The sequence below is a fragment of the Streptomyces sp. NRRL F-5727 genome, from assembly GCF_000719555.1.
Classification (GTDB): domain Bacteria; phylum Actinomycetota; class Actinomycetes; order Streptomycetales; family Streptomycetaceae; genus Streptomyces.
This window is the reverse complement of sequence record NZ_JOGX01000020.1, coordinates 16,352-40,010: the sequence shown is the minus strand read 5'-3', so window position 1 is coordinate 40,010 and position 23,659 is coordinate 16,352. Positions and strand designations below refer to the sequence as shown.

Here is a 23,659-nt window from a genome sequence, read left to right as displayed (position 1 = left end):
ACTACGAGCCCCCTCCGAGGCCACTCAATACCCTGCGGGCCCGCTCCTCCGCCCCGTCCTTGGCCGGCACGTCGGGGGCGATGCCCCGCCCGTCCAGGTCGTGCCCGGCGGGCGTGCGGTAGTGGCCCACGGTGAGCTCGGCGACCGAGCCGTCGGGCAGGGTGCTCGGCATCTGCACGGACCCCTTGCCGAAGGTGGGGGAGCCGACGGTGACCGCCCGGCCCCGGTCCCGGAGCGCGCCGGTGAGCAGCTCGGCCGCGCTCATGGTGCCGCCGTCGACCAGGGCGACCAGCGGCCGGCCGGTGTCGCCGCCCCGCTCCGCGTACACGGACCGCTGCTCGCCCTCGACGTCGTACGTGGCGACCAGGCCGCCGTCGAGGAAGGCGGAGGCGGCGGAGGCGGCCTCGTCGACCAGGCCGCCGGCGTTCCCGCGCAGGTCGAGCAGGACGCCCGCGCCGGGCGGGGCGGTGCGGACCGCCTCCCGCACCCGGTCGCCGGCGCCCTTGCTGAAGGCGGCGACCCGGATGACGACGGTCCGCGGGTCGGGGCGGCTGACGGTGACGGGGTCGGTCGCGAGCCGCTCCCGGCGCAGGGTCTGGGTCCAGGTCATCCCGGCCCGCCGGATCCGCAGGGCCACGGTGGAGCCGGGCACGCCGTCGCCGCGCAGCAGGGAGACGACCTCGGAGACGGAGAGGCCGGTGGTGTCGCGCCCGCCGACCGCGAGCAGCAGATCGCCGGGCCGCACCCCGGCCCGCTGGGCGGGCCCGCCCTCGCGCACCCGGGTGACCTCGACGCCGCCCTCCGCGGAGGTACGGGTCGCGGAGAGGCCGACGCCGGTGTAGGCGCCGTCGAGGGACCGCTCGAACTCGGCGTACTCCCGCCGGTCGTAGACGGCGCCCCAGCGGTCGCCGCTGCGGCTGACGAACTCCTCGGCGGCCTGCTTGCCGGACTTGCCGTCGGCGGCGGCCTCGGCGGCGGCGCGGTGGAGGGCCGCCCGGTCGAAGACGGCCCGGTCCCCGGCGCCGGTACGGGGCTCCCGCCCGGCCTCGTCCTCCCGGGGCAGCGCGCCGGTCGCGGCGGCGGTGGCGAGGACTCCGGCGAAGACGAGCGTGAGAACGGCCCCGCGGACGACACCGCGGGGCCGGAGACAGAGGGGCGCGGGACCGTCCGGCATGGCGCCCACTCTAGGACAAGGCGATGGCGCCCCAGGGGGTTTGGCCCCGAGACGCCATCCGCCGTCAGTGGTCTCTTCTCACACCTTCAGGTACTTGCGCAGCGCGATGAAGGCCGCCACGGACGGCATCAGCAGACCGATGACGATCACCAGCGGCAGCTGGGCGAGGACCACGTCCCAGCCGATGAAGTTCACCAGCGGCATCTGCTCGGCCAGGTTGAGGCCGTGGTCGACGAGGAAGTACCGGCCGGCGACCAGCAGCACGCAGGCGAAGGCGCCGCCGATCAGGCCGGAGAACGCGGCCTCCATGATGAACGGCATCTGGATGTAGAAGCTGGAGGCGCCCACCAGCCGCATGATGCCGGTCTCGCGGCGGCGGCTGAAGGCCGACACGCGGACCGTGTTGATGATCAGCATCAGGGCGATCACCAGCATCAGCAGCATCAGCGCGACGGCCGCGTAGTTGACGCTCCGCATCATGTTGAACAGCGTCTCCAGGATGGAGCGCTGGTCCTGGACGGACTCGATGCCGTCCCGGCCGGCGAAGGCGGTGGCGACCACCTTGTACTTCTCCGGGTCCTTCAGCTTCACCCGGATCGACTCCTGCATCTGGTCCGGGGTGATGACGGAGGCGATGGCGGTGTCGCCGTACTGCTCCTTGTAGTGCTTGAAGGCTTCCTCGGCCGTCTCGTGGATGACGTTCTCCACGATGTCCATCTTCCTGAGGTCGGCCGTGATCTGCTCGCGCTGCTGCTTGGTGACGGCGCCCTTGGCGCACTTGGGCGAGGAGGCCGCGTCCGTCTTGTTGCAGAGGAAGATGGAGACGTTGACCTTGTCGTACCAGTAGTCCTTCATCGTGGAGACCTGCTCGCGCATGAGCAGGGCACCGCCGAACAGGGCCAGCGACAGGGCCACGGAGACGATCACCGCGAAGGTCATCGTCAGGTTGCGCCGGAGACCGACGCCGATCTCGGAGAGCACGAACTGAGCGCGCATGGTGTTCTGGTTCCCCCGCCGTCAGTGCTGGTAGCCGTAGACGCCGCGCGCCTGGTCGCGGACGAGACGGCCCTTCTCCAGCTCGATGACGCGCTTGCGCATCTGGTCGACGATGTTCTGGTCGTGGGTCGCCATGACGACGGTGGTCCCTGTCCTGTTGATGCGGTCGAGCAGCTTCATGATGCCGACGGAGGTCTGCGGGTCGAGGTTGCCGGTCGGCTCGTCGGCGATCAGCAGCATCGGACGGTTGACGAACGCGCGGGCGATGGCGACGCGCTGCTGCTCACCACCGGACAGCTCGCCCGGCATGCGGTCCTCCTTGCCGCCCAGGCCGACCAGGTCGAGCACCTGGGGTACGGCCTTGCGGATCTCGCCGCGCGGCTTGCCGATGACCTCCTGCGCGAAGGCCACGTTCTGCGCGACGGTCTTGTTCGGCAGCAGGCGGAAGTCCTGGAAGACGGTGCCGAGCTGGCGCCGCATGTGCGGCACCTTCCAGTTGGACAGGCGGGCGAGGTCCTTGCCGAGCACGTGCACCTGGCCGGTGCTGGCGCGCTCCTCCCGCAGGATCAGCCGGAGGAAGGTCGACTTTCCGGAGCCGGACGAACCGACGAGGAAGACGAACTCCCCCTTCTCGATCTCCAGGGAGACTTCCCGGAGCGCGGGGCGGTTCTGCTTCGGATAGGACTTGGAGACGTTGTCGAATCGGATCACGGATGCACCACGGTCGGCCGGGAGTAGGTGTGCGTGACCTTACGCGAACCCGGAAGCCCCGCGCAGTCGCGCTCCTGGCTTGCGCGCTTTATCCTTTTTGGCCGTCCGGGCCGGTGCGGGGGCGTTTACGGGCGGGGCGCGCCGGAACCTCGCGGAGCTGGCACAGTGGTAGGGGGAACGTCCGGATCGTGCCGGGCGTTGTCCTGGTGTGAGCCCCGTGCGGGAGGAGGAGAGCGTATGACCTACGACCGACTGGTGTGCGCCAGCTGCGCGGCTCCGGTCGCCGAGGGTCGCTGCCCCGTCTGCCGGGCCAACCGCGAGCGCCTGACACCGCAGGGACTGTCCCCCGCGATGGTCCTGACACTGGTGATCGCCCTGCTGGCGACGCTGGCCCTGCTGGCGGCCGTCCGCACGGTGTAGGCCCCCGGGGCCTGCGACCCGTACACGAGCCGGAACGGCGAAAGGGCCGGGGAGGACAGCCTCCCCGGCCCTTTCGTGTACCGCTACGGCGTCACTCAGGCGGCGGCGCCGCGCCCGCCCGCGACCAGGCGCGGCAGGAAGCGGAAGCCGATGCCACCGGCGATCATGGTGGCGGCGCCGATGATGAGGAACGAGGTCTCGGCCGCACCGGTCTCGGCGAGCTCCTCCTTGGCCTCACCCTGCTGCACCGGCTGGGAGCCGGCCTGCTGGGTGTCGGTGTTGTTGTTGGTGCCGGTCGAACCGGTGGAGCCGGTCGAGCCGTCCGCGACGCACTCGACGCCGTCGAGCTCGACGGTGCAGGTGCCGGCGCCACCGTCGGCGGAGGAGCCGCCGTCGGTCGACGAACCACCGGTGGTGGAGGCGCCACCGTCGGTGGAGGCGCCACCGTCGGTGGAGGAGCCACCGGTGGTGGAGGAACCACCGTTGCCGGAGCCACCGTTGCCGTTGCCGCCGTTGCCGCCGTTGCCATTGCCGTTGCCACCGTTGCCGGCGTCGGCACCACCGTCGGCCGCACCACCGTCGGCAGCGCCGCCGTCAGCGGCACCACCGTCAGCCGCACCACCATCGGCAGCGCCACCATCGGCCGCACCACCGTCAGCGGCACCACCGTCAGCCGCACCACCGTCGGCAGCGCCACCATCGGCCGCACCACCGTCAGCCGCACCACCATCGGCAGCGCCACCGTCAGCCGCACCACCATCGGCAGCGCCACCATCGGCAGCGCCACCGTCAGCCGCACCGCCGTCAGCCGCACCACCATCGGCAGCGCCGCCGTCGGCCGCGCCACCGTCAGCGGCACCACCGTCAGCCGCACCACCATCGGCAGCGCCACCGTCAGCCGCACCACCGTCAGCCGCACCACCATCGGCAGCGCCACCGTCAGCGGCACCGCCATCAGCGGCGCCACCGTCAGCCGCACCACCATCGGCAGCGCCACCATCGGCAGCGCCACCATCGGCCGCACCACCGTCGGCGCCGCCGTTGTCACCGCCCTCGATGTTGCCGATGCTGGTGTTGCCCGAGTCGTCGCCGTTGAGCGCGCCGACGGTCACTTCCAGGGTGGCGGAGTCGTCGCCGCCGACAGCCTGCGCGGCACCCGCCGCGGTCAGGGACGCACCGGCGATGATCACGGCACCGGCCGCGACTCGCGCCAGGCGGACTCGCGTCTTGTTGGTCATCTGGTTGCTACCCCCAGTAGCTTCATCTCGTCATGGGGCAGCGCCAGGGGCCCCGGGCACGGGAAGCGTCAGTGGTTACTGGACCTGCCCCCGTTCACACGCGCCCCAGATATGCGCATGCCATCCAGCCACCCTTCCGAGTTTCCGATGCAGCGTCAAGGCCGTTGCGCGTGCGATGCCCGAAAGATCACCAGTTGGACGGCATGTGACGATGCAACTGTGACGTAAACCCGGAACTACGGGGTTCGCGGCGGCAGTTCCCTTGTCGACAAAGCTCCCCGCTCGCCCGTGAACCGCTTGCAGCGGCGAACGTCTGGTGAACGCGCCGGGCCCCGCACCGAGAGGTGCGGGGCCCGGACGGCGAGGCTGCGGGGGTTACTTCGTCTGCTCCTGCTGCTTGCGCCAGCGGATGCCGGCCTCCAGGAAGCCGTCGATCTCGCCGTCCAGGACGGACTGCGGGTTGCCGACCTCGAACTCCGTCCGCAGGTCCTTGACCATCTGGTACGGGTGGAGGACGTAGGAGCGCATCTGGTTGCCCCAGGAGCTGCCGCTGTCCTTGAGGGCGTCCATCTTGGCCCGCTCCTCCTGACGCTGGCGCTCCAGGAGCTTGGCCTGGAGGACGTTCATGGCGCTCGCCTTGTTCTGGATCTGCGAGCGCTCGTTCTGGCAGGAGACCACGATGCCGGTCGGGATGTGCGTGATGCGCACGGCCGAGTCGGTGGTGTTGACGCCCTGGCCGCCGGGACCGGAGGCGCGGTAGACGTCGACGCGCAGGTCGGACTCGTCGATCTCGACGTGGTCGGACTGCTCGACGACGGGCAGGATCTCGACGCCCGCGAAGGAGGTCTGGCGGCGGCCCTGGTTGTCGAAGGGCGAGATGCGCACCAGGCGGTGGGTGCCCTGCTCGACGGAGAGGGTGCCGTAGGCGTACGGGGCCTTGACGACGAAGGTCGTCGACTTGATGCCGGCCTCTTCCGCGTACGAGGTCTCGTAGATCTCGGTCGAGTAGCCGTGGCGCTCGGCCCAGCGCAGGTACATGCGCTGGAGGCGCTCGGCGAAGTCGGAGGCGTCGACGCCGCCGGCCTCGGCGCGGATGTTGACCAGCGCCTCGCGCTCGTCGTACTCGCCGGAGAGGAGGGTACGGACCTCCATCTCGTCCAGCGCCTTGCGCACCGCGGTGAGCTCGGCCTCGGCCTCGGCGCGGGTGTCCGCGTCGTCCATCTCCTCGGCGAGGTCGAAGAGGACACCGAGGTCGTCGATGCGGCCGCGCAGCGCCTCGGCCTTGCGGACCTCGGCCTGGAGGTGGGAAAGCTTGCTCGTGATCTTCTGCGCCGCCTCCGGGTCGTCCCACAGGGACGGGGCCGCGGCCTGCTCTTCGAGCACGGCGATGTCTGCCCTCAGCTTGTCGAGGTCCAGGACGGCCTCGATCGACCCCATGGTCGAGGAGAGGGACTTCAGCTCTTCGGATACATCGACGACTGCCACGCGTCCAGCGTAACGGCTCCGGGCCGGGAGCCGAACCTACGGCCGTCCGGCCTGTGGACGACCGGGGCTACGGCTGCGCCGGCTGCGAGGACGGCCGGGAGTCCTCGGGCGCCGTCCCGCCGTCCCCGGCGACCGCCAGATAACCGCCGACGCCGAGCGCGCCCGCGGCCACGGCGGCTGCGATGCCGAGGACGATCCGGCGCTTGCGGACGGCCCCCGACCGGTTGCGGGCCGAGCCGGGCCGGCGGGCGCCGGCCGGGCGCGGGGCGCGGGCGGTGCCGTGCGGGCCGCCGGACAGCTCCTCGGGGCCGGGCACGCGCATGGAGGTGTGGGTGTCGCGGTGGGAGTCGGCGGAGGCGCCGGGCACCAGCGGGACGGCGGCGCGGCGGCGGCCCGTGTCGGTGCCGGCGGAGGTGGCGTGGGCCGGGTCCTCGTACGGCTCCGGGGCCGCCGGTTCGGCGTCGGGCTCGTCCACGTCCAGCGGCGGGATGCCCTTGAGCAGCGGCAGGACGTCGGCGAGGCGGGCGGCCAGCTCGGAGGCGCGCAGCCGGGAGGCGGGGGCCTTCGCCAGGCACTGGACGAGCAGCTGCCACAGCTCCTCGGGGATGCCGGGGAGCGGGACGACGGTCTCGGTGACGTGCCGGCGCAGGACCGCGCCGGGGTGGCCGCCGCCGAACGGGGTGAAACCGGCCAGCAGCTCGTACAGGACGGTGGCGAGGGCGTAGATGTCGACGGCGGCGCGCGGCGGCAGGCCCTCGACGATCTCGGGGGCGAGGTAGTCGGGGGTGCCGATGATCCGGGTGGCCTTGGTGCGGCCGGGGGTGTCGATGAGCTTGGCGACGCCGAAGTCGGTCAGGAGGGCGGGGTGGGCGCCGCCGGGGCCGAGCGGGCCCTCCATGTCGAGGAGGATGTTCTCCGGCTTGACGTCCCGGTGGACGACGCCGGCCGCGTGGGCTGCGGCGAGGGCCTCGGCGACGTCGCGGATGATCGCGACGGCGGCCTCGGGGGCGAGCCGGCGCTCGCGGTCGAGGCGGGTGCGCAGGTCGGTGCCGCGGACCAGGTCCATGACGAGGGCGAGGTCGTTGCCGTCGACGACGAGGTCGCGGACCTTGACCACGCGCGGGTGGTCGAGTCCGAGCAGGGCGGTCCGCTCCTGCACGAAGCGGCCGACAAGCTCCTGGTCGGAGGCCAGGTCCTCGCGCAGCAGTTTGACGGCGACGGGGCCTTCGGGCCCCTCGCCGAGCCACACCGTTCCGGCGCTGCCCCGCCCGAGGATCTGGTGGGCGGTGTAGCGGCTGCCGATGTTCCGTGCCAAGACTGCTCCCTCAGCGGCTGCGGTTCGCGTCAAAGTTACGCGTCCCGGGCCGCCGGACGTCACTTCCGGAGCGAAATCACCCCTCGGAAGTCGATAAATCGGCAGTACGACCGCGTTCCGGCGGTCGCACTGCCCACACTTCACGGCCTTACTGGCCGGTGCCGCCCGATCCGCCGGAGGAGCCGGTGGCCTCCCCGATGGTGGAGATCCAGTCGCTGACGGTGGCGATGCCGTCGCCGATGGCCTCCCAGTAGCCCTTGCCCTGGGCGATCCAGTCCTGGAGCGGGGTGAGCTCCCAGACCAGCCAGCCGGCCACCACGAAGAGGACGATCATGACCAGGCAGCCCTTGAGGCAGCCGAGGCCGGGGATCCGCACCGGGTTGGCGCTCCGCTGGCGCGGCTGACGCGGCTCGCGCGGGGCGGGCGGCTGGGGCTGCGGCTGCTGGGGCTGCTGCGGCGGCGCGTACTGCTGCTGAGGCGGCTGCGGGGGCGCGTACTGCTGCGGGGCGGGCTGCTGCGGCTGCGGCTGCCGGTACTGCTGCTGCGGCGCGGGGCGCTGCTGCTGGTACGGCGGCTGCTGCGGCTGCCGGTAGGGCGGGGGCTGCTGCCCGTACTGCTGCGGCGGCGGTCCCTGCTGGTACGGCGGGGCCTGCGGCGGCTGCTGCGGGCGGCGCGCGGGGCGGCGGCGCAGCGGGTCCTCGCTGGGGTCCAGGTACTGCACCTGGGTCTGCTCGTTGCGGTCCCGGGCGGCGGCGAGCTGGCTCTGCCAGGGGTGGGGGTCCTCGGCCGGCGGGTTCGCCGGCATGGCGGGCATGACGGCCGTCGGGTCCGCCGCGCCGGCGGGGCCGCCGGCCGGGAGCACCGTGGTGGGGTCGGCGGAGCCGGCCGGGCCGCCGGTGGGCAGGACGCTGGTGGCGGCGGCCGGGTCGAACTGTCCGCCGGAGCCGGCGGGCAGCACCTGGGTGGGGTCGGCGGCGCCGGGCGTGCCGGGGACCTGCGCCGGGTCCGGGTCCGGGGCGAGCAGCGCGCCGACGCCCTCGGCGGCCTCGATCTGGGCGGGCGAGGAGTGGACGCCGATGCCGGCGGCGACCGTGCGCAGGCCGCGCGCCAGGTTGACGGCGCTGGGCCGGCGGCCCGGGTCCTTGCTGAGGCAGCGCTCGATGACCGTCCACAGGGGCGCGGGCACGGTGGAGGGGCGCCGGGGCTCCTCGCTGAGGTGCATGTGGAGGACTTCGAGGGCGGTGCCGCCGGCGAACGGCGGGCGGCCGGTGACCAGCTCGTAGAGGAGGATGCCGGCGCCGTAGATGTCGACGGCGGAGGTCTGCGGACGGCCCTCGGCGGACTCCGGCGCCACATACGCGGGCGTGCCGACGAACTCGTGGGTGCGGGTGAGGCCCGGGGAGTCGGCGAGGCGCGCGATGCCGAAGTCGGTCAGCATCGGGTGCATGGCGCCGTCCCGCTCGGCCACCAGCACGTTGGCCGGCTTGAGGTCGCGGTGGACGACCCCGTCGGCGTGGCTGGCGGCGAGCGCGTCGGCGATCTGCGCGGTGAGCAGGGCGGCGGCGACCGGGGTGAGCGGGCCGTTCTCCCGGAGGTAGCGGTGCAGGTCGGGGCCCTCGACGAGGTCCATGACCAGGGCCAGGACGTCGCCCTCGACGACCAGGTCGCGGGTGCGGACGATGTTCGGGTGGGTGAGCCGGAGGAGGACGGACCGCTCGCGCAGGAAGCGCATCACGATGTCCGCGTCGTTGGCCAGCTCCTCCTTGAGGACCTTGATCGCCACGGTCTCGCCGGGCTGGCCGGGCACGGCCGCCTCGGCGCCCGCCGTCTCCCGCTGGCGGGCTCGCCAGACGGTGCCCGTGGCGCCGCGGCCGAGCGGCTCCTCGAGCAGGTACTTGCTGCCGATTGGCCGCACGTCACGCGCTCCCTGCTGATCGTGGTCCTGGGTGGCCGGTCCTCGCCCGGTGCGAGCCGAGCCGGGGCCCCGGAGGTCCTCTTGTTCTCTGTTGTGACCCGTCCGGGTGTCCGACCCACTCTAGTGCCGCCGAACGGGTCGCAGCCCGGTCGTCCACAGGCGGATCTCCGCTGGCGCGTTCGAAGCCGCCGGGGCGCGGGGCGACCGTTCGCCCGGTCCGTGATCACGTCCGGAACCCCACCCGGATTCCGTCCCAACTTGTCCGGAAGAAGACGCTCCTCCGGCCGGGATGGTTGCCGCACCGGCCCCGCGGTCCGGAACGACCTGGCGTTTTCGCGTCACACCCGCAGGCTCCGGACGACCGTTCAAGATCACTTCGGGGTGACCCGGGGGCGGGCTGTCGGCGGCAGGTGCGAGGATGCCTCCAGCACGTCGCATCGGTGGGGTCGGGAGCCCCAGCGCCGTGCCGACCTGTACCGGGCGACGCGTCCGTGCCGGGTGGGGGGAGACACGGGGCGGTCCCCTGCCGGGCATGTCGCGCAGAAGGGACCGCTGACGGCGATGCAGATCCGGCTGACCGTCCTCGCGCCGCACGCCGGCCACGGCGCCGGGCGCGCCTGCGACGTGCTCGTCACGGCCCCCACGGGCACCTCGCTGTCCGCCGTGGCCTCGAATCTCGCCACCGCCGTCACCGGCCCCGATGCGGCCGGCACCGGCACGCCCGTGCTGTACGCGGGCGCCGAGCGGCTGGACGCCCGCCGCTGCGTGCTCGGGGAGCCGCCGCTGGTCGACGGCGCGGTCCTGGCGCTGCACGCCCCCGACCCGGACGACCGGGCCGATCTCGCCGCCACCGCCTCCTCCGCCGCCCGGCTGCACGTGGTCGCGGGCCCGGACGCGGGCGGGGTGCACCTGCTGCACGGCGGGGCGATCCGCGTCGGCCGGTCCGTGGAGGCGGACGTGCCGCTGGACGACCCGGACGTCTCCCGCTCCCACTGCACGGTGACCGTCGCCGGGGACGGCCGGGTCACCGTGGCCGACCTCGGCTCCACCAACGGCACCACCCTCGACGGCGCGCCCGTCGGCGAGCGCCCGGTCCGGCTGCGCCCCGGGGCCCTGCTCCGGCTCGGCGAGTCCACCCTGCGGCTCACCGTCCCCGACGCCGCCGCGGCGGACACCGGGACGCTGCCCACGGCCCCCGACGGCGAGGGCCACCTGCGCGTGCCCCTGCCGGAGGCGGCCCCGGCCGCGGACGCGGACGGCGGCGCGTGGCCGGTCCACTCCCCCGGGCCGGCCGCGGACGGCGCTCCTCCCGCCCGCACCCCCGCCCCGTCGCCCTCCTCCTGGACCGGGCAGGGACCCGAGACGCACGGCTCGGCTCAGGGCGTGCCGCTGGCCGAGGCGTGGCCGGACGCCGGGCACGCGCGGGCGCGCGAGCCCGAGGGCGGTGACGGCGGCGCGCCGCACAGCCGCGTCCGTACGAGCTCCGAGAGCGCCGACCCGGCGACCCGCAGGACCGGCCGACGCGGGCTCGGCGCCTGGGCGCGGCGGCTCGCGGGCGGCCGCGAGGCGGAGGCCGCGCCCGGCGCCCCGGCCGACCCGGGCGCCCCCGACGCGGCCCGGTCCGAGGCGCCCGGCGCGACCGCCGCGCCCGACACGTGGCCCGATCCCGCGGCCGTCCTGCTGACCGCGCTCGGCCCCGGCCCCCGTCTGTGGGAGCGGGCCGCGGACCATCCCGAGGCCCTGGTGGTCCGGCTGGGCACCGCCGACCGCGCGGAGCTGTCCGGGGTGCCGGTCACCGTCGGGCTGCGCGAGGCCGGGTCGCTCGGCCTGGCCGGTCCCGCGGACCGGCTGACCGGGCTGGCCCGGGCCGTGGTGGCCCAGCTGGCCGCCCTGCACTCCCCGGCCGACCTGGAGATCGTCCTCGTCAGCGCCGACCGGAACCGCCCCCTGGAGGAGCGGCGGCGGGCCTGGGGCTGGCTCGGCTGGCTCCCGCACGTGCGGCCCGCGCACGGCCAGGACTGCCGGCTGCTCCTCGCGTACGACCGCGAGCAGGCCCAGGCCCGTACGGCCGAGCTGACCCGGCGCCTCGACGACGGGCCGCTCGGGCCCGGCTGGGCCAGCGCGGACCGGGCCGCGGTCGCGGAGGCCGCCGCGCGGTACGCGGGCCCGGCGACGGTCGTCGTCGTGGACGGCGACCCGGGCACGGCGGCGCTGCGCGAGACGGTCGCCCGGCTCGCCGGAGCCGGCGCGGCGGCCGGCATCCATCTGATCTGCCTCGCCGAGGCGCCCTCCGCCTCCCCCGCCTCGCCGGTCGCCGCCACCTACGAGGCGGCCTGCGCGGCCGCCCTCGCCTTCCGCGAGTGCGGGGCGGCGGCCCTGCTCAGCGGGGACGTGGCCACCGCGCTGCGGCTGCTGCGGACGTCCGGCGGGCGGGTCGCGGGCCACGGCACGGTCGGGGTCGTGGACGCCGTCTCGGTCGCCTGGGCGGAGCGCTTCGGGCGGGCGCTGGCCCCGCTGCGCACGGACTCGGCGGCGGCCGCCCCCGGGCGGGCCGCCGCACTGCCGCCGTCGGCCCGGCTCCTGGACGAGCTGGGCCTGGCGCGGGCCACGCCCGCGTCCCTGATGGCCCGCTGGGCATCCGCCGGGGAGGGCACGGCCGTCCTCGGCGCGGGCCCGCGCGGCCCGCTCTCCGTGGACCTCACGGCGGAGGGCCCGCACCTGCTGATCGAGGGCCCGGCGGGCAGCGGCCGTACGGAGCTGCTGCGCGCCGTCGCCGCCTCCCTCGCGGCCGGCGGCCGCCCGGACCGGCTCGGGCTGCTCCTGGTGGACGGCGCGGGCGGTGAGCGCGGCGAGGGCCTCGCGGCGTGTACGGAGCTCCCGCACGTCACGGAGCACCTGGTGGCGTCGGACCCGGTCCGGATGCGGGAGTTCGCCCAGGCGCTGGGCGCGGAGCTGAAGCGCCGGGCGGAGCTGCTGGGGGACGCGGACTTCGCCGACCGCCGGAGCACGCGCGCGGTGATCGGCCAGCGCGGCGCGAGCCCCGCGGAGGCGGTCCCGCAGGGCGTCCGGGCGGGCCTCCGACTCCCCGACGCGTCGGACCTGGGCGACCGCGCGAGCGGCCGCACCCTGCGCACGGGCGCCGGCCCGGTGGGCGACAGCCCGTCGGGGGCCTGCACGCCGTACCAGGGCGCGGACGACCTCGCCGGCCGCCCGTCGGCGCGTGTCCCGCGCCCCGCCGACGCCTCCGACGAGCTGCCGTCGACCCCCAGCGACCGCCTGGGCGGCCGCGCGTACGTCGGCGACCTCCCCGCCGCCTTCAACGGTCGCCCGAGCGGCCGCGCCGCGGACCTCCCCACCCGCCCCAGCGGACGCACCCTCCGCACCGACGACCCCCTCCCGGGCACGGGCGACGTCCAGGACGCGGCGAGCGGCCGGACGGCGTACCCGGGCGCGGGCGACGTCCAGGGCCCCACGAGCCACCGCACGGCCCACCCGGGCGCGGGGGACCTCCAGGGCGCGGCGAGCGGTCGTACGGCCCACCCCGGCACCGCGGACGTCACCGGCACGTCGAGCGGCCGCATCCCGTACCCGGGCGCCTCCGACCTCTCCAGGAGCCCGAGCGCCCGCACGGCGTACCCCGGCTCCGGGGACGTCCAGGGCGCCACGAGCGCCCGTACGGCGTACCCGCGCGCGGGCGCCGCCGCGGGGGCCGGCGACGTGCAGGGCGTGGCGAGCGGCCGGACCGCGCACCCCGGCGGCGGGGACCTCTCGCGGACGCCGAGCGCCAGGACCCCGTACCCGGGCGCGGGAGACGTCGTGGGTGCAGGCAGCGGGCGCACCGCGTACCCGGGCTCCGGGGACGTCGAGCGGGGTGGCGGCGCGCGCGTGCCGCGGCCGGGGAGCGAGGAGGACCACCTTCCGCGACCCGCCGCCGGCCGGGTGCCGCTCCCGCGGCTCGTCGTGCTGGTGGACGACTTCGACGCCCTCGTCGCCCCCGCCCTCGGCGCGCCGGGGCGGCCCGCCGCGGGGTCCGTCGTGCGGGCCCTGGAGGCGGTCGCGCGGCACGGCGAGCGGCTCGGGGTGCATCTGATCGCGACCTCGGCCCGGCCGGACCGGACCGTCGACACCGACCTGGCGCACGGCGCCCGGCTCCGCGTGGTCCTGGACGCGCCGGCGAGCGCGCCGGGCCCGGACGTACCGGCGCCCGGCCGGGGCCGGCTGGGACACCCCGACGGGCGGGTGACGCCCTTCCAGGCGGGCCGCATCACCGGCCGGATCCCCCGCACGGCGACGCTGCGGCCGACCGTCGTCCCGCTGGAGTGGGAGCGGATGGGCGACCCGCCCGCCCGCCGGCCGGTCCGCGAGCTGGGCAACGGCCCGACGGACCTGGCGCTGCTCGCGAGCGCGCTCGACCGCGCGGCCCGCTCGGTCGAGGCCGCCCCGGTCCCCCCGCTCACCCACGCCTGACCGAGGCCGGGCGTCAGGCCCGGCTCACGCCCCCGGCGACAGCGTCCGCAGCCCGGCCACGGCCGCGCGGGTGAGCTCGTCCACGTACCCCTTCGGCAGGTCCGTGCGGGCGACGACGAGGCGCCAGTAGAGCGGGCCCACGACGAGGTCCAGGGCGCGGGCGGGGTCGGTGCCCTCGGGGAGTTCGCCGCGGGCCACCGCCTCGCGGACGATCTGGGCGACGACGCCCTCCTGACCGTCCAGGAGCGCCGTGCGGACGGGTTCGGCGATCTCGGGCTGCCGCGCGGCCTCGACGAGGAGCTCCGGGATGACCTGCGAGGCGATCGGGTGGCGCAGGGCGTGCGAGGCGACGGTGAGCAGCGCCCGTACGTCCTCCTCCAGCGAGCCGGTGGCGGGCGCCGGCAGGCCCTGCGCGGCGACGGCCCCGACCAGGTCCAGGACGAGCGCGAGCTTGGACTTCCACCGCCGGTAGACGGCGGTCTTCCCGACCCCGGCGCGGCGCGCGATGCCCTCGATGGACATCCGGGCGAAGCCGACGGCGGCGAGTTCCTCGAAGACGGCGGCGCGGATGGCCTCGGTGACGTCCTCGCGGAGCACGGCGGCTCCGGCGGGAGCGCGGCGGGGCGTGGGGGTGCTCATGTACCGCATCCTAACCAACGGTGACGTCACGACGATACGGTTGCGTTCCGACGTGAGCCCGACCTAGTCTCGTTCTCACGACGATACGGATCCGTCCCGACGCTACGTACACGTCCTGACGCATGCGAGCACCCCGCGCCCCGCCCTCCGTCGAAAGCGCCCCGCACGTGACCCTGACACTGCCCCCGCCGCCGACCGCCACCGCGGCACCCACCCCCACCCCGCCGGCACCCGCCGAGGACCTCCGGGCCCTCGCCCGCCGCCACGGCCTCTCCGTCAGCGGCGCCCGGCCGTCCCTCCCCTCCTACGTCCGGCAGCTCTGGGCCCGCCGCGACTTCATCGCCGCCTTCGCGACGGCCCGGCTGACCGCTCAGTACAGCCAGGCCCGGCTCGGCCAGCTGTGGCAGCTGATGACCCCACTGCTCAACGCGGCCGTCTACTACCTGATGTTCGGCGTCCTGATGAACGTCCAGCACGGCGTCCCGGACTACCTCCCGTTCCTCCTGACCGGCGTGTTCGTGTGGACCTTCACCGCCAACACGCTGACCGCCGGCACCCGGGCCGTCAGCGGCAACCTCGGCCTGGTCCGCGCCCTGCACTTCCCCCGCGCGAGCCTCCCGCTCTCGCTCGCGCTGCTCCAGCTCCAGCAGCTGCTGCTGTCGCTCGCCGCGCTGGTCGTGATCCTGCTCTGCTTCGGCGAGTTCCCCACCTGGAGCTGGCTGCTCGCGGTGCCGGCGATCGCGCTCCAGGCCCTCTTCAGCGCCGGTGTCTCGCTCGCGCTCGCCCGGGTCGCCGCCCGCACCCCGGACATCAGCCAGCTGATGCCGTTCGTGCTCCGCACCTGGATGTACGTCTCGGGCGTGATGTGGTCGATCGGCTCCATGGCGTCGAGCGGCCGCTTCCCGGCCTGGCTGGTTCTCGCCCTCCAGTGCAATCCGGCGGCGGTCTACATCGACCTCGTCCGCTTCGCCCTCGTCGGCAGCTTCACCGCGGACAACCTGCCGCCCCACGTGTGGGCGCTGGCCGCCGGCTGGGCGGCGCTCGCCTTCGCCGGCGGCTTCGTCTGGTTCTGGCAGGCGGAGGAGACGTACGGCCGTGGCTGACAGGAACACCGAGGGCACGGCGGCGGGACCGGGCGACCCCACCGTCATCGCCGACCGCGTCCACCTCGCGTACACCGTGCCGACCGGACCCGGCGGCAGCCGCCGGGTGCACGCCGTCAAGGGCGTCTCCTTCGTCGCCCGTCGTGGCGAGGCGATCGGCCTGATCGGTTCGAACGGATCGGGGAAATCCACCCTCCTGAAGGCCATCGCGGGCCTCCAGCCGGTGGAGAGCGGCGCTCTCTACACCCGTGGCCGCCCCGCCCTCCTCGGCGTCGACGCGGCCCTCATGAACGACCTCTCCGGCGAGCGGAACGTGGTCCTGGGCGGCCTCGCCCTGGGCATGAGCCGCAAGGAGGTCGCGTCCCGGTACGACGAGATCGTCGACTTCTCGGGACTCAGAAGCCCCGGCCGCGAGGACGACGACCCGCTCTCCCGCCCCCTGCGCACCTACTCCTCCGGCATGGGCGCCCGCCTCCGCTTCGCCATCTCCGCGACCGCCCGCGGCCACGACGTGCTCCTCATCGACGAGGCCCTGGCCACCGGCGACGCCGCCTTCCAGCGCCGCAGCCGCCGCCGGATCGACGAACTGCGGGCCGCGGCCGGCACGGTCTTCCTCGTCGCCCACGCGCACACGACCATCCGGCAGACCTGCGACCGCGCGCTCTGGCTGGAGGCGGGGACGCTGCGGAGGGACGGCCCGGCGGACGAGGTGGTGGCGGCGTACGAGGAGTTCACCCGGACGGGAGCCCTCACCCGCCCACCCGCCTGACCCGCTCCATCCAGCCGAAAAAACAGGGCAAACACCCACCAACCCACCTACGGTCGGAGCGTGACGACGCCCGATCACCCCGACTCCCGCGCCTCCGACCGCTCCCGCCCGTCCGGCCGCTCGCGCCCCTCCGGCCGCTCGCGCGCCTCCGGCCCGACCGCCCCCGCACCCCCCTCCCTCACCCGCTCGCCCTTCGAGTCGGACACCTTCACGTCCGCCACCTTCGTCACCGTCGGGACCGGCCCCCTCCTCGCGCTCGCGGCCGTCTGGCTGGTCACGCGCCTGGGCATGCTGGCGCTGCTCGCGAGCGACAGCCTCGGCGTCGGCGGGGTCGGCCACGAGGTCCAGCTCCTCTACCGCCACTGGTACGGCCTCTTCGCCGACGGCACCTTCCCGCCCGCCGACCCCGCCTGGCAGTACCCGCCGGGTGCCGCCCTCGCGATCACGGCGCCAGGGCTGCTGACGCCCTGGCTCGGCTACACCCAGGCGTTCGTCGTCCTGACCCTGATCGCCGACGCCGCCGTCACCCTCGGGCTCGCCGTCGCCGACCGCTCCCGGCTCACCCACGGCGCCTGGTACTGGGTCTGCGCCCTGCCGCTCCTCCTCCATCTGCCGCTCGCCCGGTACGACGTGCAGGTCACCGCCCTCGCCGTCCTCGCGCTGCTGTTCCTCAAGGGCCGCTCCCCGGTCGGCCACCGGCTCGGCGGGGCGCTCGCCGGGCTCGGCGCGCTGGTGAAGCTGTGGCCGGCGCTCGCGCTCATCGGCACGCCCCGGGGCCGTACCACCCGCGAGGCGTGGACGGCCGCCGCCGTCACCGCCGGCGCCCTGTTCGCCGTGCTCGCGCTCGGATTCTCCGGCCCGCTCGGCTTCCTGCGCGGGCAGGGCGCCCGGGGCATCCAGGTGGAGTCCCTGGGCGGCACCGCGCTGGCCGCCGCCCGTGCGGCCGGGCTGTGGCCGGGCACGGTGGAGAGCCGCTACGGGGCCTACGAGTACGTGGGCCCGTACGTCTCCACCCTCGGCCACCTCTTCCTGCTGCTGACCGTCGCCGCCGTCCTCTGGCTGGTGTTCTGGCGGCTCCGCGCCACCCGCTGGACCGAGTCCACCCCGCTCGACGCGGCCCTCGCCGCGGTGCTGCTCCTCACGGTGACGAGCCGGGTGATCAGCCCCCAGTACCTGGTCTGGCTGCTCGGCCTCGCCGCCGTCTGCCTGACCTCCCGCCGTACGGTGATGCGCCCGGTGGCCCTGCTCCTGCTCCCCGCGGCGGCGTTCAGCTCCCTCGCGTACCCGGTCCTCTACGCCGACGTCGTCACCGGCACCCCCCTCGGCGTGACGGTCATGGTGGCGCGCAACGGCCTGCTCCTCGCCGCGGCCGCCGTCGCCGCCCACCGTCTGTGGCGCGCCACGGTCACCCCCGTACGGGAATGACGGAAGGGCCCCGCCGGACGCGTACGTCCGGCGGGGCCCTTCAGCGAGCGGCGATCAGCCGTCAGCTGTGCGTGCGCAGCAGCGTCCGCATCGTCCGCATGGCGACCGACAGGTTCGCCAGGTCGAAGGTGTCCGAGCCCTGGATCTCGTCCAGCGTCGTCCGCGCGCGGCCCAGGATCGCGGCGTTCTTCTCCTCCCACGCCTTGAAGCGCTCCTCCGGCGTCGAGGTGCCGTCGCCGGCGACCAGGACGTCCGCGGTGAGCGCCGCGTGGGCGGCGAAGAGGTCCTCGCGGATGGAGGCGCGGGCCATGGACTGCCAGCGGTCGGCCCGCGGCAGCTCGATGATCCGGTCCATCAGGCTGGTGATCTTCAGCCGGTCGGCGAGGTCGTAGTAGACCTCGGCGACGGCCAGCGGGTCCTTCTCGATGCGGTCGGCGATCGCGACGATGTCGAGCGTCGGGAAGGCGGACGAGAAGCCCGCGACGCGCACGGCCAGCTCCTCCGGCACGCCGAAGCCGGTCAGCTCGTCGAGGATCGAGCGGTACCACTCCTGGTCCGCGCCGCGCAGCAGCTCCGGCAGCCGCTCCCAGACCTGCTCGACCCGCTCCGCGAAGAAGGCGATGGTCTCGCCGATCGCGAGCGGCTGCGGCCGGTTGTTGAGCAGCCAGCGGGTGCCGCGCTCGACGAGCCGGCGGGAGTGCAGCCGCATCCGGGTCTGGACCTCGGCCGGGACCTGGTTGTCCAGGGCCTCGACGGCGTCCCAGACCTCGCCGAGCCGGAAGATGGTCCGGGCCGCGGTCTGGGCGCGGACGATCTCCTCCAGGGACGCGCCGGTCTCCTCGCGGAGGCGGTGCAGGAAGGTCGAGCCGCCGGTGTTGACGGTGTCGTTGACCAGGACGGTGGTGATGATCTCGCGGCGCAGCGCGTGCCCGTCGACGGCCTCGCCGAACTTCTCGCGCAGCAGCGTCGGGAAGTAGGCGTGGAGCAGGCCCGCCAGGTACGGGTCGTCGGGCAGCTCGGTGCCGATCAGCTCGTCGGCCACCGTGATCTTGGTGTACGCGAGGAGGACGGCGAGCTCGGGCTGGCTGAGGCCCTTCTCGTTGTTGAGCAGCTCGCGGATCTGCCGGTCGTTGGGCAGGAACTCCAGCGAGCGGTCGAGCGCGCCGTCGCGGCCCAGGCGGCGCATGAAGCGCTGGTGGGCGTGGAGCAGGGACGGCGACTGGGCGACGGCGTTGGCGAGGGCGGTGTTCTGCGCGTAGTTGTTGCGCAGGACGAGCCGGCCGACCTCGTCGGTCATCTCGGCGAGGATCTTGTTGCGCTGCTTGACGGTCATGTCGCCCTCGGCGACGAGCCCGTTGAGCAGGATCTTGATGTTGACCTCGTGGTCGGAGGTGTCGACGCCGGCGCTGTTGTCGATGGCGTCGGTGTTGATCTTGCCGCCGGTGCGCTCGGGGCCGCCGGCGCGGGCGAACTCGATGCGGCCGAGCTGGGTGGCGCCGAGGTTGCCGCCCTCGCCGACGACCTTGGCGCGGACGTCCTGGCCGTCGACGCGGATGGCGTCGTTGGCCTTGTCGCCGACCTCGGCGTTGGACTCGACCGAGGACTTCACGTAGGTGCCGATGCCGCCGTTCCACAGCAGGTCCACGGGGGCCTGGAGGACGGCCTTCATCAGCTCGGCCGGGGTCATCTTGGTGATGCCCTCGTCGATGCCGAGCGCGGCCCGCATGTGGGCGTTGACCGGGATCGACTTGGCGGTACGGGGGTGGATGCCGCCGCCCGCGGACAGCAGCTCCGGCTTGTAGTCGGCCCAGGACGACCGGGGCAGGTCGAAGAGGCGGCGGCGCTCGGCGTACGAGGTGGCCGCGTCCGGGTTCGGGTCGATGAAGATGTGGCGGTGGTCGAAGGCGGCCACGAGGCGGATGTGCTCGGAGAGCAGCATGCCGTTGCCGAAGACGTCGCCGGACATGTCGCCGACGCCGACGACGGTGAAGTCCTCGGTCTGGGTGTCGTGGCCGAGCTCGCGGAAGTGCCGCTTGACGGACTCCCAGGCGCCGCGGGCCGTGATGCCCATGCCCTTGTGGTCGTAGCCGGCCGAGCCGCCGGAGGCGAAGGCGTCGCCGAGCCAGAAGCCGTAGTCCTCCGCGACGCCGTTGGCGATGTCGGAGAAGGTGGCGGTGCCCTTGTCGGCGGCGACGACGAGGTAGGTGTCGTCCTCGTCGTGGCGGACCACGTCGACCGGGGGCACGACCTCGCCGGCGACCATGTTGTCGGTGATGTCGAGCAGGGCCGAGATGAAGGTCTTGTACGAGGCGATGCCCTCGGCCAGCCAGGCGTCGCGGTCCACGGCGGGGTCCGGAAGCTGCTTGGCGACGAAGCCGCCCTTGGCGCCGACGGGCACGATGACGGTGTTCTTCACCATCTGCGCCTTGACCAGGCCGAGGATCTCGGTACGGAAGTCCTCGCGCCGGTCGGACCAGCGCAGACCGCCTCGGGCGACCTTGCCGAAGCGCAGGTGGACGCCCTCGACGCGGGGCGAGTACACCCAGATCTCGAAGGCGGGGCGCGGGGCCGGCAGGTCGGGGATGGCCTGCGGGTCGAACTTCATCGACACGTACGAGTGCTGCCGGCCGTCGGCCGACTTCTGGAAGAAGTTGGTCCGCAGGGTCGCCTTGATGACGGTGAGGAAGGACCGCAGGATCCGGTCCTCGTCCAGGCTCGCGACCTGGTCGAGGGCGCCGTCCAGCTCCTCCAGGATGCCGTCGATGAGCTCGGTGCCGGCGCGCTGCCGGCCCGGGGCCATCCGGGCCTCGAAGAGGGAGACGAGGAGCCGGGTGGTGTGGACGTTGTTGCGGAGGGTGTCCTCCATGTAGTCCTGGCTGAACGGCGAGCTCGCCTGGCGCAGGTACTTGGCGTAGGCGCGCAGCACCATCGCCTCGCGCCAGGTGAGCCCGGCGGAGAGGACGAGGGAGTTGAAGTTGTCGTTCTCGGCCTCGCCGGTCCAGGTGGCGGCGAAGGCGTCCTGGAAGCGCTCGCGGGCGTCGTCGCCGACGTAGTCGCCGCCGTTGCCGGTGGGCGCGGGCATCCGCAGGCCGAAGTCGTAGATCCAGGCGTGGGTACGGTCGGCGCAGCGGAGCTCGTACGGACGCTCGTCGGTGACCTCGACGCCGAGGCGGTTGAGGACCGGGAGCACGGCGGAGAGGGAGATCTGGTCGCCGGTCTTGTAGATCTTGAAGCGGCGCTCGCCGGGGCCGGCGGCGACGGGCTCGTAGAGGGAGAGCGCGAAGTCCTTGCCGCTGGCGGCGAGGGCCTCCAGGCGGACCAGGTCGGCGACGGCGGCGCGCGGCGAGTGGTCGGCCTTGTAGCCCTCGGAGAAGGCGTTGCCGTAGCGGCGCAGCAGCTCGGCGGCGCGCTCCTCGCCGAACTCGGCGTTGAGGGCCTCGCCGAAGCCGTCGGCCCAGGAGCGGGCGGCCTCGACGAGCCGGGCCTCGATGCGGTCCACGTCGGCGTCGGTGAGGGCGGCGAGGACGGTGCCGGGCTCGACGCGGATGACGAAGTGGAGGCGGGAGAGGATCGACTCGGTGTTCCAGGCGGTGAAGTCGACGGAGGTGCCGTTCAGCTCCTCCTTGAGGATGTCGATGATCCGCAGCCGGACGCGGGTGGTGTAGCGGTCGCGCGGCAGGTAGACGAGGGCCGAGTAGTAGCGGCCGTACTCGTCCTGGCGCAGGTAGAGCCGCAGCCGGCGCCGCTCCTGGAGGTACAGGACGCTGGTGACGACGGACTGGAGCTGGTCGACCGGGGTCTGGAACAGCTCGTCGCGCGGGTAGGTCTCCAGGATCTGGAGCAGGTCGCGGCCGTCGTGGCTGTTCGGGGAGAAGCCGGCGCCGGCCAGCACCTCCTGGACCTTGCGCTTGACGACGGGGACGCGGCGCACCGACTCGGTGTACGCGGCCGAGGAGAAGAGGCCGAGGAAGCGGCGCTCGCCGACCACGTTGCCGTCGGCGTCGAACTTCTTCACGCCGACGTAGTCGAGGTACGAGGGGCGGTGGACGGTCGCGCGGCTGTTGGCCTTGGTCAGGATGAGCAGCTTGTGCTCGCGGGCCTTGGCGCGGGCGTCGGCGGGCAGCCGGCTGAAGGACGGGGAGACGGGGTGGGCGTGGTGGCCGGACTCGCCGTCGGTGTGGTGCGGGTCGGAGCGCAGGATGCCGAGGCCGGTGCCGGGCACGGCGGCGAGCGCGTCGCCGTCGACGAGCTCGTACTCGCGGTAGCCGAGGAAGGTGAAGTGGTCGTCGGCGAGCCAGCGCAGCAGCTCCTGGGCCTCCTCGACCTCGGTGGGCCGCAGGTCGGAGGCGGTGGGCTCGGCGGGCAGGCCGTCGGCGATGCGCAGCGCGGCGTCGCGCATCTTCTCCCAGTCCTCGACGGTCTCGCGGACGTCGGAGAGGACGCGGAGGAGGTCCGCGGTGATCTGCTTGAGGTCGGCGCGGTCGGTCTCGCGGTCGATCTCGACGTGGATCCAGGACTCGGGGAGCGCGTCGTGCGGCAGCTCGCCGTGGATCTGGGTGGAGAGGACCTCGATGAGCTTGCCGGTGATGTCACGGCGGACGAGGACCTGCGGGTGGATCACGACGTGGATGCCGCGGCCCTGGCGGGAGAGCTCGTTGGTGACGGAGTCGACGAGGAACGGCATGTCGTCGGTGACGACCTCGACGACGGAGTGGCTGCTGGTCCAGCCGTTCTCCTCGACCGTCGGGGTGTGCACGCGGACGTTCGCGGTGCCCTGGGGGCGGTTCTCCGCGAGCCGGTAGTGGGACAGCGCGGCGCCGAAGACGTCGTCCGGGTCGCGGTCCGTCAGGTCCTCGGGGGCGGTGTGCAGGTAGTAGCGCTGGAGGTAGTCGAGCACGCTGTCCCGGTCCGGGCGCTCGCCCTCCGGGCCCGTCGGAAGTCGCCCCCCGACCGGGCTGTGCTCAGCTACGCGGGCGGCCCTCTCGAGCAGCTCGGCCTTTGCTTCGTCCAGCTTGGTCTGCATGTCCTCTGACTCCTGTCGCGCGCCGTTGCGTGACGTCGGTGGGTAGGGCAGAACGCCACGACGCGGTGATTCCGGTCGAAGGAGACGTTATGCCCGGGTGGGAGATATCCGGATGGAAACCGGCCACGGTGAGCGGCGATTCCGGACGGAGGGGATCGGCGAACGCACGGGCGGCCCGGCCGCGTGAGCGGACCGGGCGGCAGCCGGGGGCCGCACTGCCCCCGCGGCGTATCGCGCTGATCACGGGAAAAGCCTATCGCTCAAGCCCCCTGCCCCGTCATGAGCCGTATGTGTACAAAAGCGGGGGTGGAAGTTTGACGTTCTGGACAGCGACACATGCACTCTTGGCGGATCGCGCGGAACGGTGCAGCGTGGACGCGAGCACGACGACGGATGCCCATCGCCCAGACCGGGAGAGCCATGGCGAAGATCTTGATCGTGACAGGGGACGCGGCCGAGTCCCTGGAGGTGTTGTACCCGTACCAGCGTCTGCTCGAAGAAGGGTACGAGGTCGACATCGCCGCCCCGGCGCGCAAACAGCTGCGGTTCGTGGTCCACGACTTCGAGCCCGGCTACGACACGTACACGGAGAAGCCCGGCTACACCTGGCCCGCCGACCTCGCCTTCTCCGAGGTCGACCCCGGCGACTACGTGGCCGTGGTGATCCCGGGCGGGCGCGCCCCGGAGTACCTGCGGAACGACCCGGAGCTCCGCAAGATCCTGAAGTCCTTCTTCGACGCGGACAAGCCGGTGGCCCAGATCTGCCACGGTCCGCTGCTGACGGCCGCGGTCGGCGGCCTGGAGGGCCGCCGGGTCACCGCGTACCCGGCCCTGGAGCTGGACATGCAGGCGGCGGGCGCCGACTTCCAGGACTCGGCGGCCGTCGTCGACGGGCTGCTCGTCTCCTCGCGCGCCTGGCCGGACCACCCGACGTGGATGCGCGAGTTCCTGAAGGTGCTGCGCGCGAAGGGCTGAACCG

15 protein-coding genes are annotated in these 23,659 nt (G+C 74.1%); 6 read left to right on the top strand and 9 right to left on the bottom strand.

The genetic code is table 11. The annotated features are described in order from the left end of the window. Nucleotide 1: 1 nt before the first annotated feature. From IF73_RS0116460 to ftsE, 3 genes are all read right to left on the bottom strand, one after another. Complete coding sequence (locus tag IF73_RS0116460) at nucleotides 2-1,174, bottom strand: S41 family peptidase (protein ID WP_031008393.1); 1,173 nt, start codon at nucleotides 1,172-1,174, stop codon at nucleotides 2-4. A gap of 78 nt (nucleotides 1,175-1,252) precedes the next feature. After that, a complete protein-coding gene (gene ftsX / locus IF73_RS0116455; protein WP_031008391.1) occupies nucleotides 1,253-2,170 on the bottom strand; it encodes a permease-like cell division protein FtsX in 918 nt (305 codons plus the stop codon). A gap of 21 nt (nucleotides 2,171-2,191) precedes the next feature. Next, complete coding sequence (gene ftsE / locus IF73_RS0116450) at nucleotides 2,192-2,881, bottom strand: cell division ATP-binding protein FtsE (RefSeq protein WP_031008389.1); 690 nt, start codon at nucleotides 2,879-2,881, stop codon at nucleotides 2,192-2,194. Between the two features lie 237 nt (nucleotides 2,882-3,118). On the opposite strand from ftsE, the gene IF73_RS0116445 reads away from it, so the two are divergent. After that, nucleotides 3,119-3,301 (top strand): hypothetical protein, encoded by a 183-nt coding sequence (locus tag IF73_RS0116445; protein WP_031008387.1) that lies wholly within the window; start codon nucleotides 3,119-3,121, stop codon nucleotides 3,299-3,301. 95 nt (nucleotides 3,302-3,396) lie between these two features. Here the strand turns inward: IF73_RS0116445 and IF73_RS39085 are convergent, their stop codons facing one another. From IF73_RS39085 to IF73_RS0116425, 4 genes are all read right to left on the bottom strand, one after another. Next, nucleotides 3,397-4,539 (bottom strand): hypothetical protein, encoded by a 1,143-nt coding sequence (locus IF73_RS39085; protein WP_063833431.1) that lies wholly within the window; start codon nucleotides 4,537-4,539, stop codon nucleotides 3,397-3,399. 375 nt (nucleotides 4,540-4,914) lie between these two features. Next, on the bottom strand, nucleotides 4,915-6,024 hold the full coding sequence (prfB, locus tag IF73_RS0116435; protein ID WP_031008382.1) for a peptide chain release factor 2: 1,110 nt from the start codon (nucleotides 6,022-6,024) through the stop codon (nucleotides 4,915-4,917). Nucleotides 6,025-6,091: 67 nt separating this feature from the next. Further along, entirely contained in the window at nucleotides 6,092-7,339 is a 1,248-nt protein-coding gene (locus IF73_RS0116430; RefSeq protein WP_031008379.1) for a serine/threonine-protein kinase, read from the bottom strand. Nucleotides 7,340-7,487: 148 nt separating this feature from the next. Beyond that, nucleotides 7,488-9,254, bottom strand: a complete 1,767-nt coding sequence (locus IF73_RS0116425; RefSeq protein WP_031008376.1) for a serine/threonine-protein kinase — start codon at nucleotides 9,252-9,254, stop codon at nucleotides 7,488-7,490. A 561-nt stretch (nucleotides 9,255-9,815) separates the two neighbouring features. Here IF73_RS0116425 and IF73_RS0116420 point away from each other — a divergent pair. Continuing rightward, entirely contained in the window at nucleotides 9,816-13,721 is a 3,906-nt protein-coding gene (locus IF73_RS0116420; protein ID WP_031008373.1) for an FHA domain-containing protein, read from the top strand. Nucleotides 13,722-13,745: 24 nt separating this feature from the next. Here IF73_RS0116420 and IF73_RS0116415 read toward each other — a convergent pair whose 3' ends face one another. Further along, a complete protein-coding gene (locus tag IF73_RS0116415; protein WP_420706560.1) occupies nucleotides 13,746-14,369 on the bottom strand; it encodes a TetR/AcrR family transcriptional regulator in 624 nt (207 codons plus the stop codon). Nucleotides 14,370-14,482: 113 nt separating this feature from the next. On the opposite strand from IF73_RS0116415, the gene IF73_RS41990 reads away from it, so the two are divergent. The 3 genes from IF73_RS41990 to IF73_RS0116400 all read left to right on the top strand — a co-directional run bounded on the left by IF73_RS41990 (nucleotide 14,483) and on the right by IF73_RS0116400 (nucleotide 17,657). Continuing rightward, complete coding sequence (locus tag IF73_RS41990) at nucleotides 14,483-15,463, top strand: ABC transporter permease (protein WP_051716856.1); 981 nt, start codon at nucleotides 14,483-14,485, stop codon at nucleotides 15,461-15,463. After that, the gene (locus IF73_RS0116405; protein WP_031008367.1) at nucleotides 15,456-16,232 is read left to right on the top strand and encodes an ABC transporter ATP-binding protein; all 777 of its coding nucleotides are present in this window, start codon (nucleotides 15,456-15,458) and stop codon (nucleotides 16,230-16,232) included. The genes IF73_RS41990 and IF73_RS0116405 overlap by 8 nt, the downstream gene beginning before the upstream one ends. A 270-nt stretch (nucleotides 16,233-16,502) precedes the next feature. Continuing rightward, entirely contained in the window at nucleotides 16,503-17,657 is a 1,155-nt protein-coding gene (locus IF73_RS0116400) for a glycosyltransferase 87 family protein (protein WP_234338252.1), read from the top strand. Between the two features lie 61 nt (nucleotides 17,658-17,718). Here the strand turns inward: IF73_RS0116400 and IF73_RS0116395 are convergent, their stop codons facing one another. Then, nucleotides 17,719-22,680, bottom strand: coding sequence for an NAD-glutamate dehydrogenase (locus IF73_RS0116395; RefSeq protein ID WP_031008363.1), 4,962 nt, complete (start codon nucleotides 22,678-22,680; stop codon nucleotides 17,719-17,721). A gap of 420 nt (nucleotides 22,681-23,100) precedes the next feature. Between IF73_RS0116395 and IF73_RS0116390 the strand changes: the two genes are divergently transcribed. Next, a complete protein-coding gene (locus IF73_RS0116390; RefSeq protein WP_031008360.1) occupies nucleotides 23,101-23,655 on the top strand; it encodes a DJ-1/PfpI family protein in 555 nt (184 codons plus the stop codon). The last annotated feature ends 4 nt before the right edge of the window (nucleotides 23,656-23,659 follow it).

Excerpts from the sequence above, each read along its gene's own strand:
- IF73_RS0116460 (WP_031008393.1), bottom strand. The coding sequence starts at position 1,174 with ATGCCGGACGGTCCCGCGCCCCTCTGTCTCCGGCCCCGCGGTGTCGTC.
- ftsX (WP_031008391.1), bottom strand. The coding sequence starts at position 2,170 with ATGCGCGCTCAGTTCGTGCTCTCCGAGATCGGCGTCGGTCTCCGGCGC.
- IF73_RS0116445 (WP_031008387.1), top strand. The coding sequence starts at position 3,119 with ATGACCTACGACCGACTGGTGTGCGCCAGCTGCGCGGCTCCGGTCGCC.
- IF73_RS39085 (WP_063833431.1), bottom strand. The coding sequence starts at position 4,539 with ATGACCAACAAGACGCGAGTCCGCCTGGCGCGAGTCGCGGCCGGTGCC.
- IF73_RS0116420 (WP_031008373.1), top strand. The coding sequence starts at position 9,816 with ATGCAGATCCGGCTGACCGTCCTCGCGCCGCACGCCGGCCACGGCGCC.
- IF73_RS0116415 (WP_420706560.1), bottom strand. The coding sequence starts at position 14,369 with ATGCGGTACATGAGCACCCCCACGCCCCGCCGCGCTCCCGCCGGAGCC.
- IF73_RS41990 (WP_051716856.1), top strand. The coding sequence starts at position 14,483 with ATGCGAGCACCCCGCGCCCCGCCCTCCGTCGAAAGCGCCCCGCACGTG.
- IF73_RS0116395 (WP_031008363.1), bottom strand. The coding sequence starts at position 22,680 with ATGCAGACCAAGCTGGACGAAGCAAAGGCCGAGCTGCTCGAGAGGGCC.
- IF73_RS0116390 (WP_031008360.1), top strand. The coding sequence starts at position 23,101 with ATGGCGAAGATCTTGATCGTGACAGGGGACGCGGCCGAGTCCCTGGAG.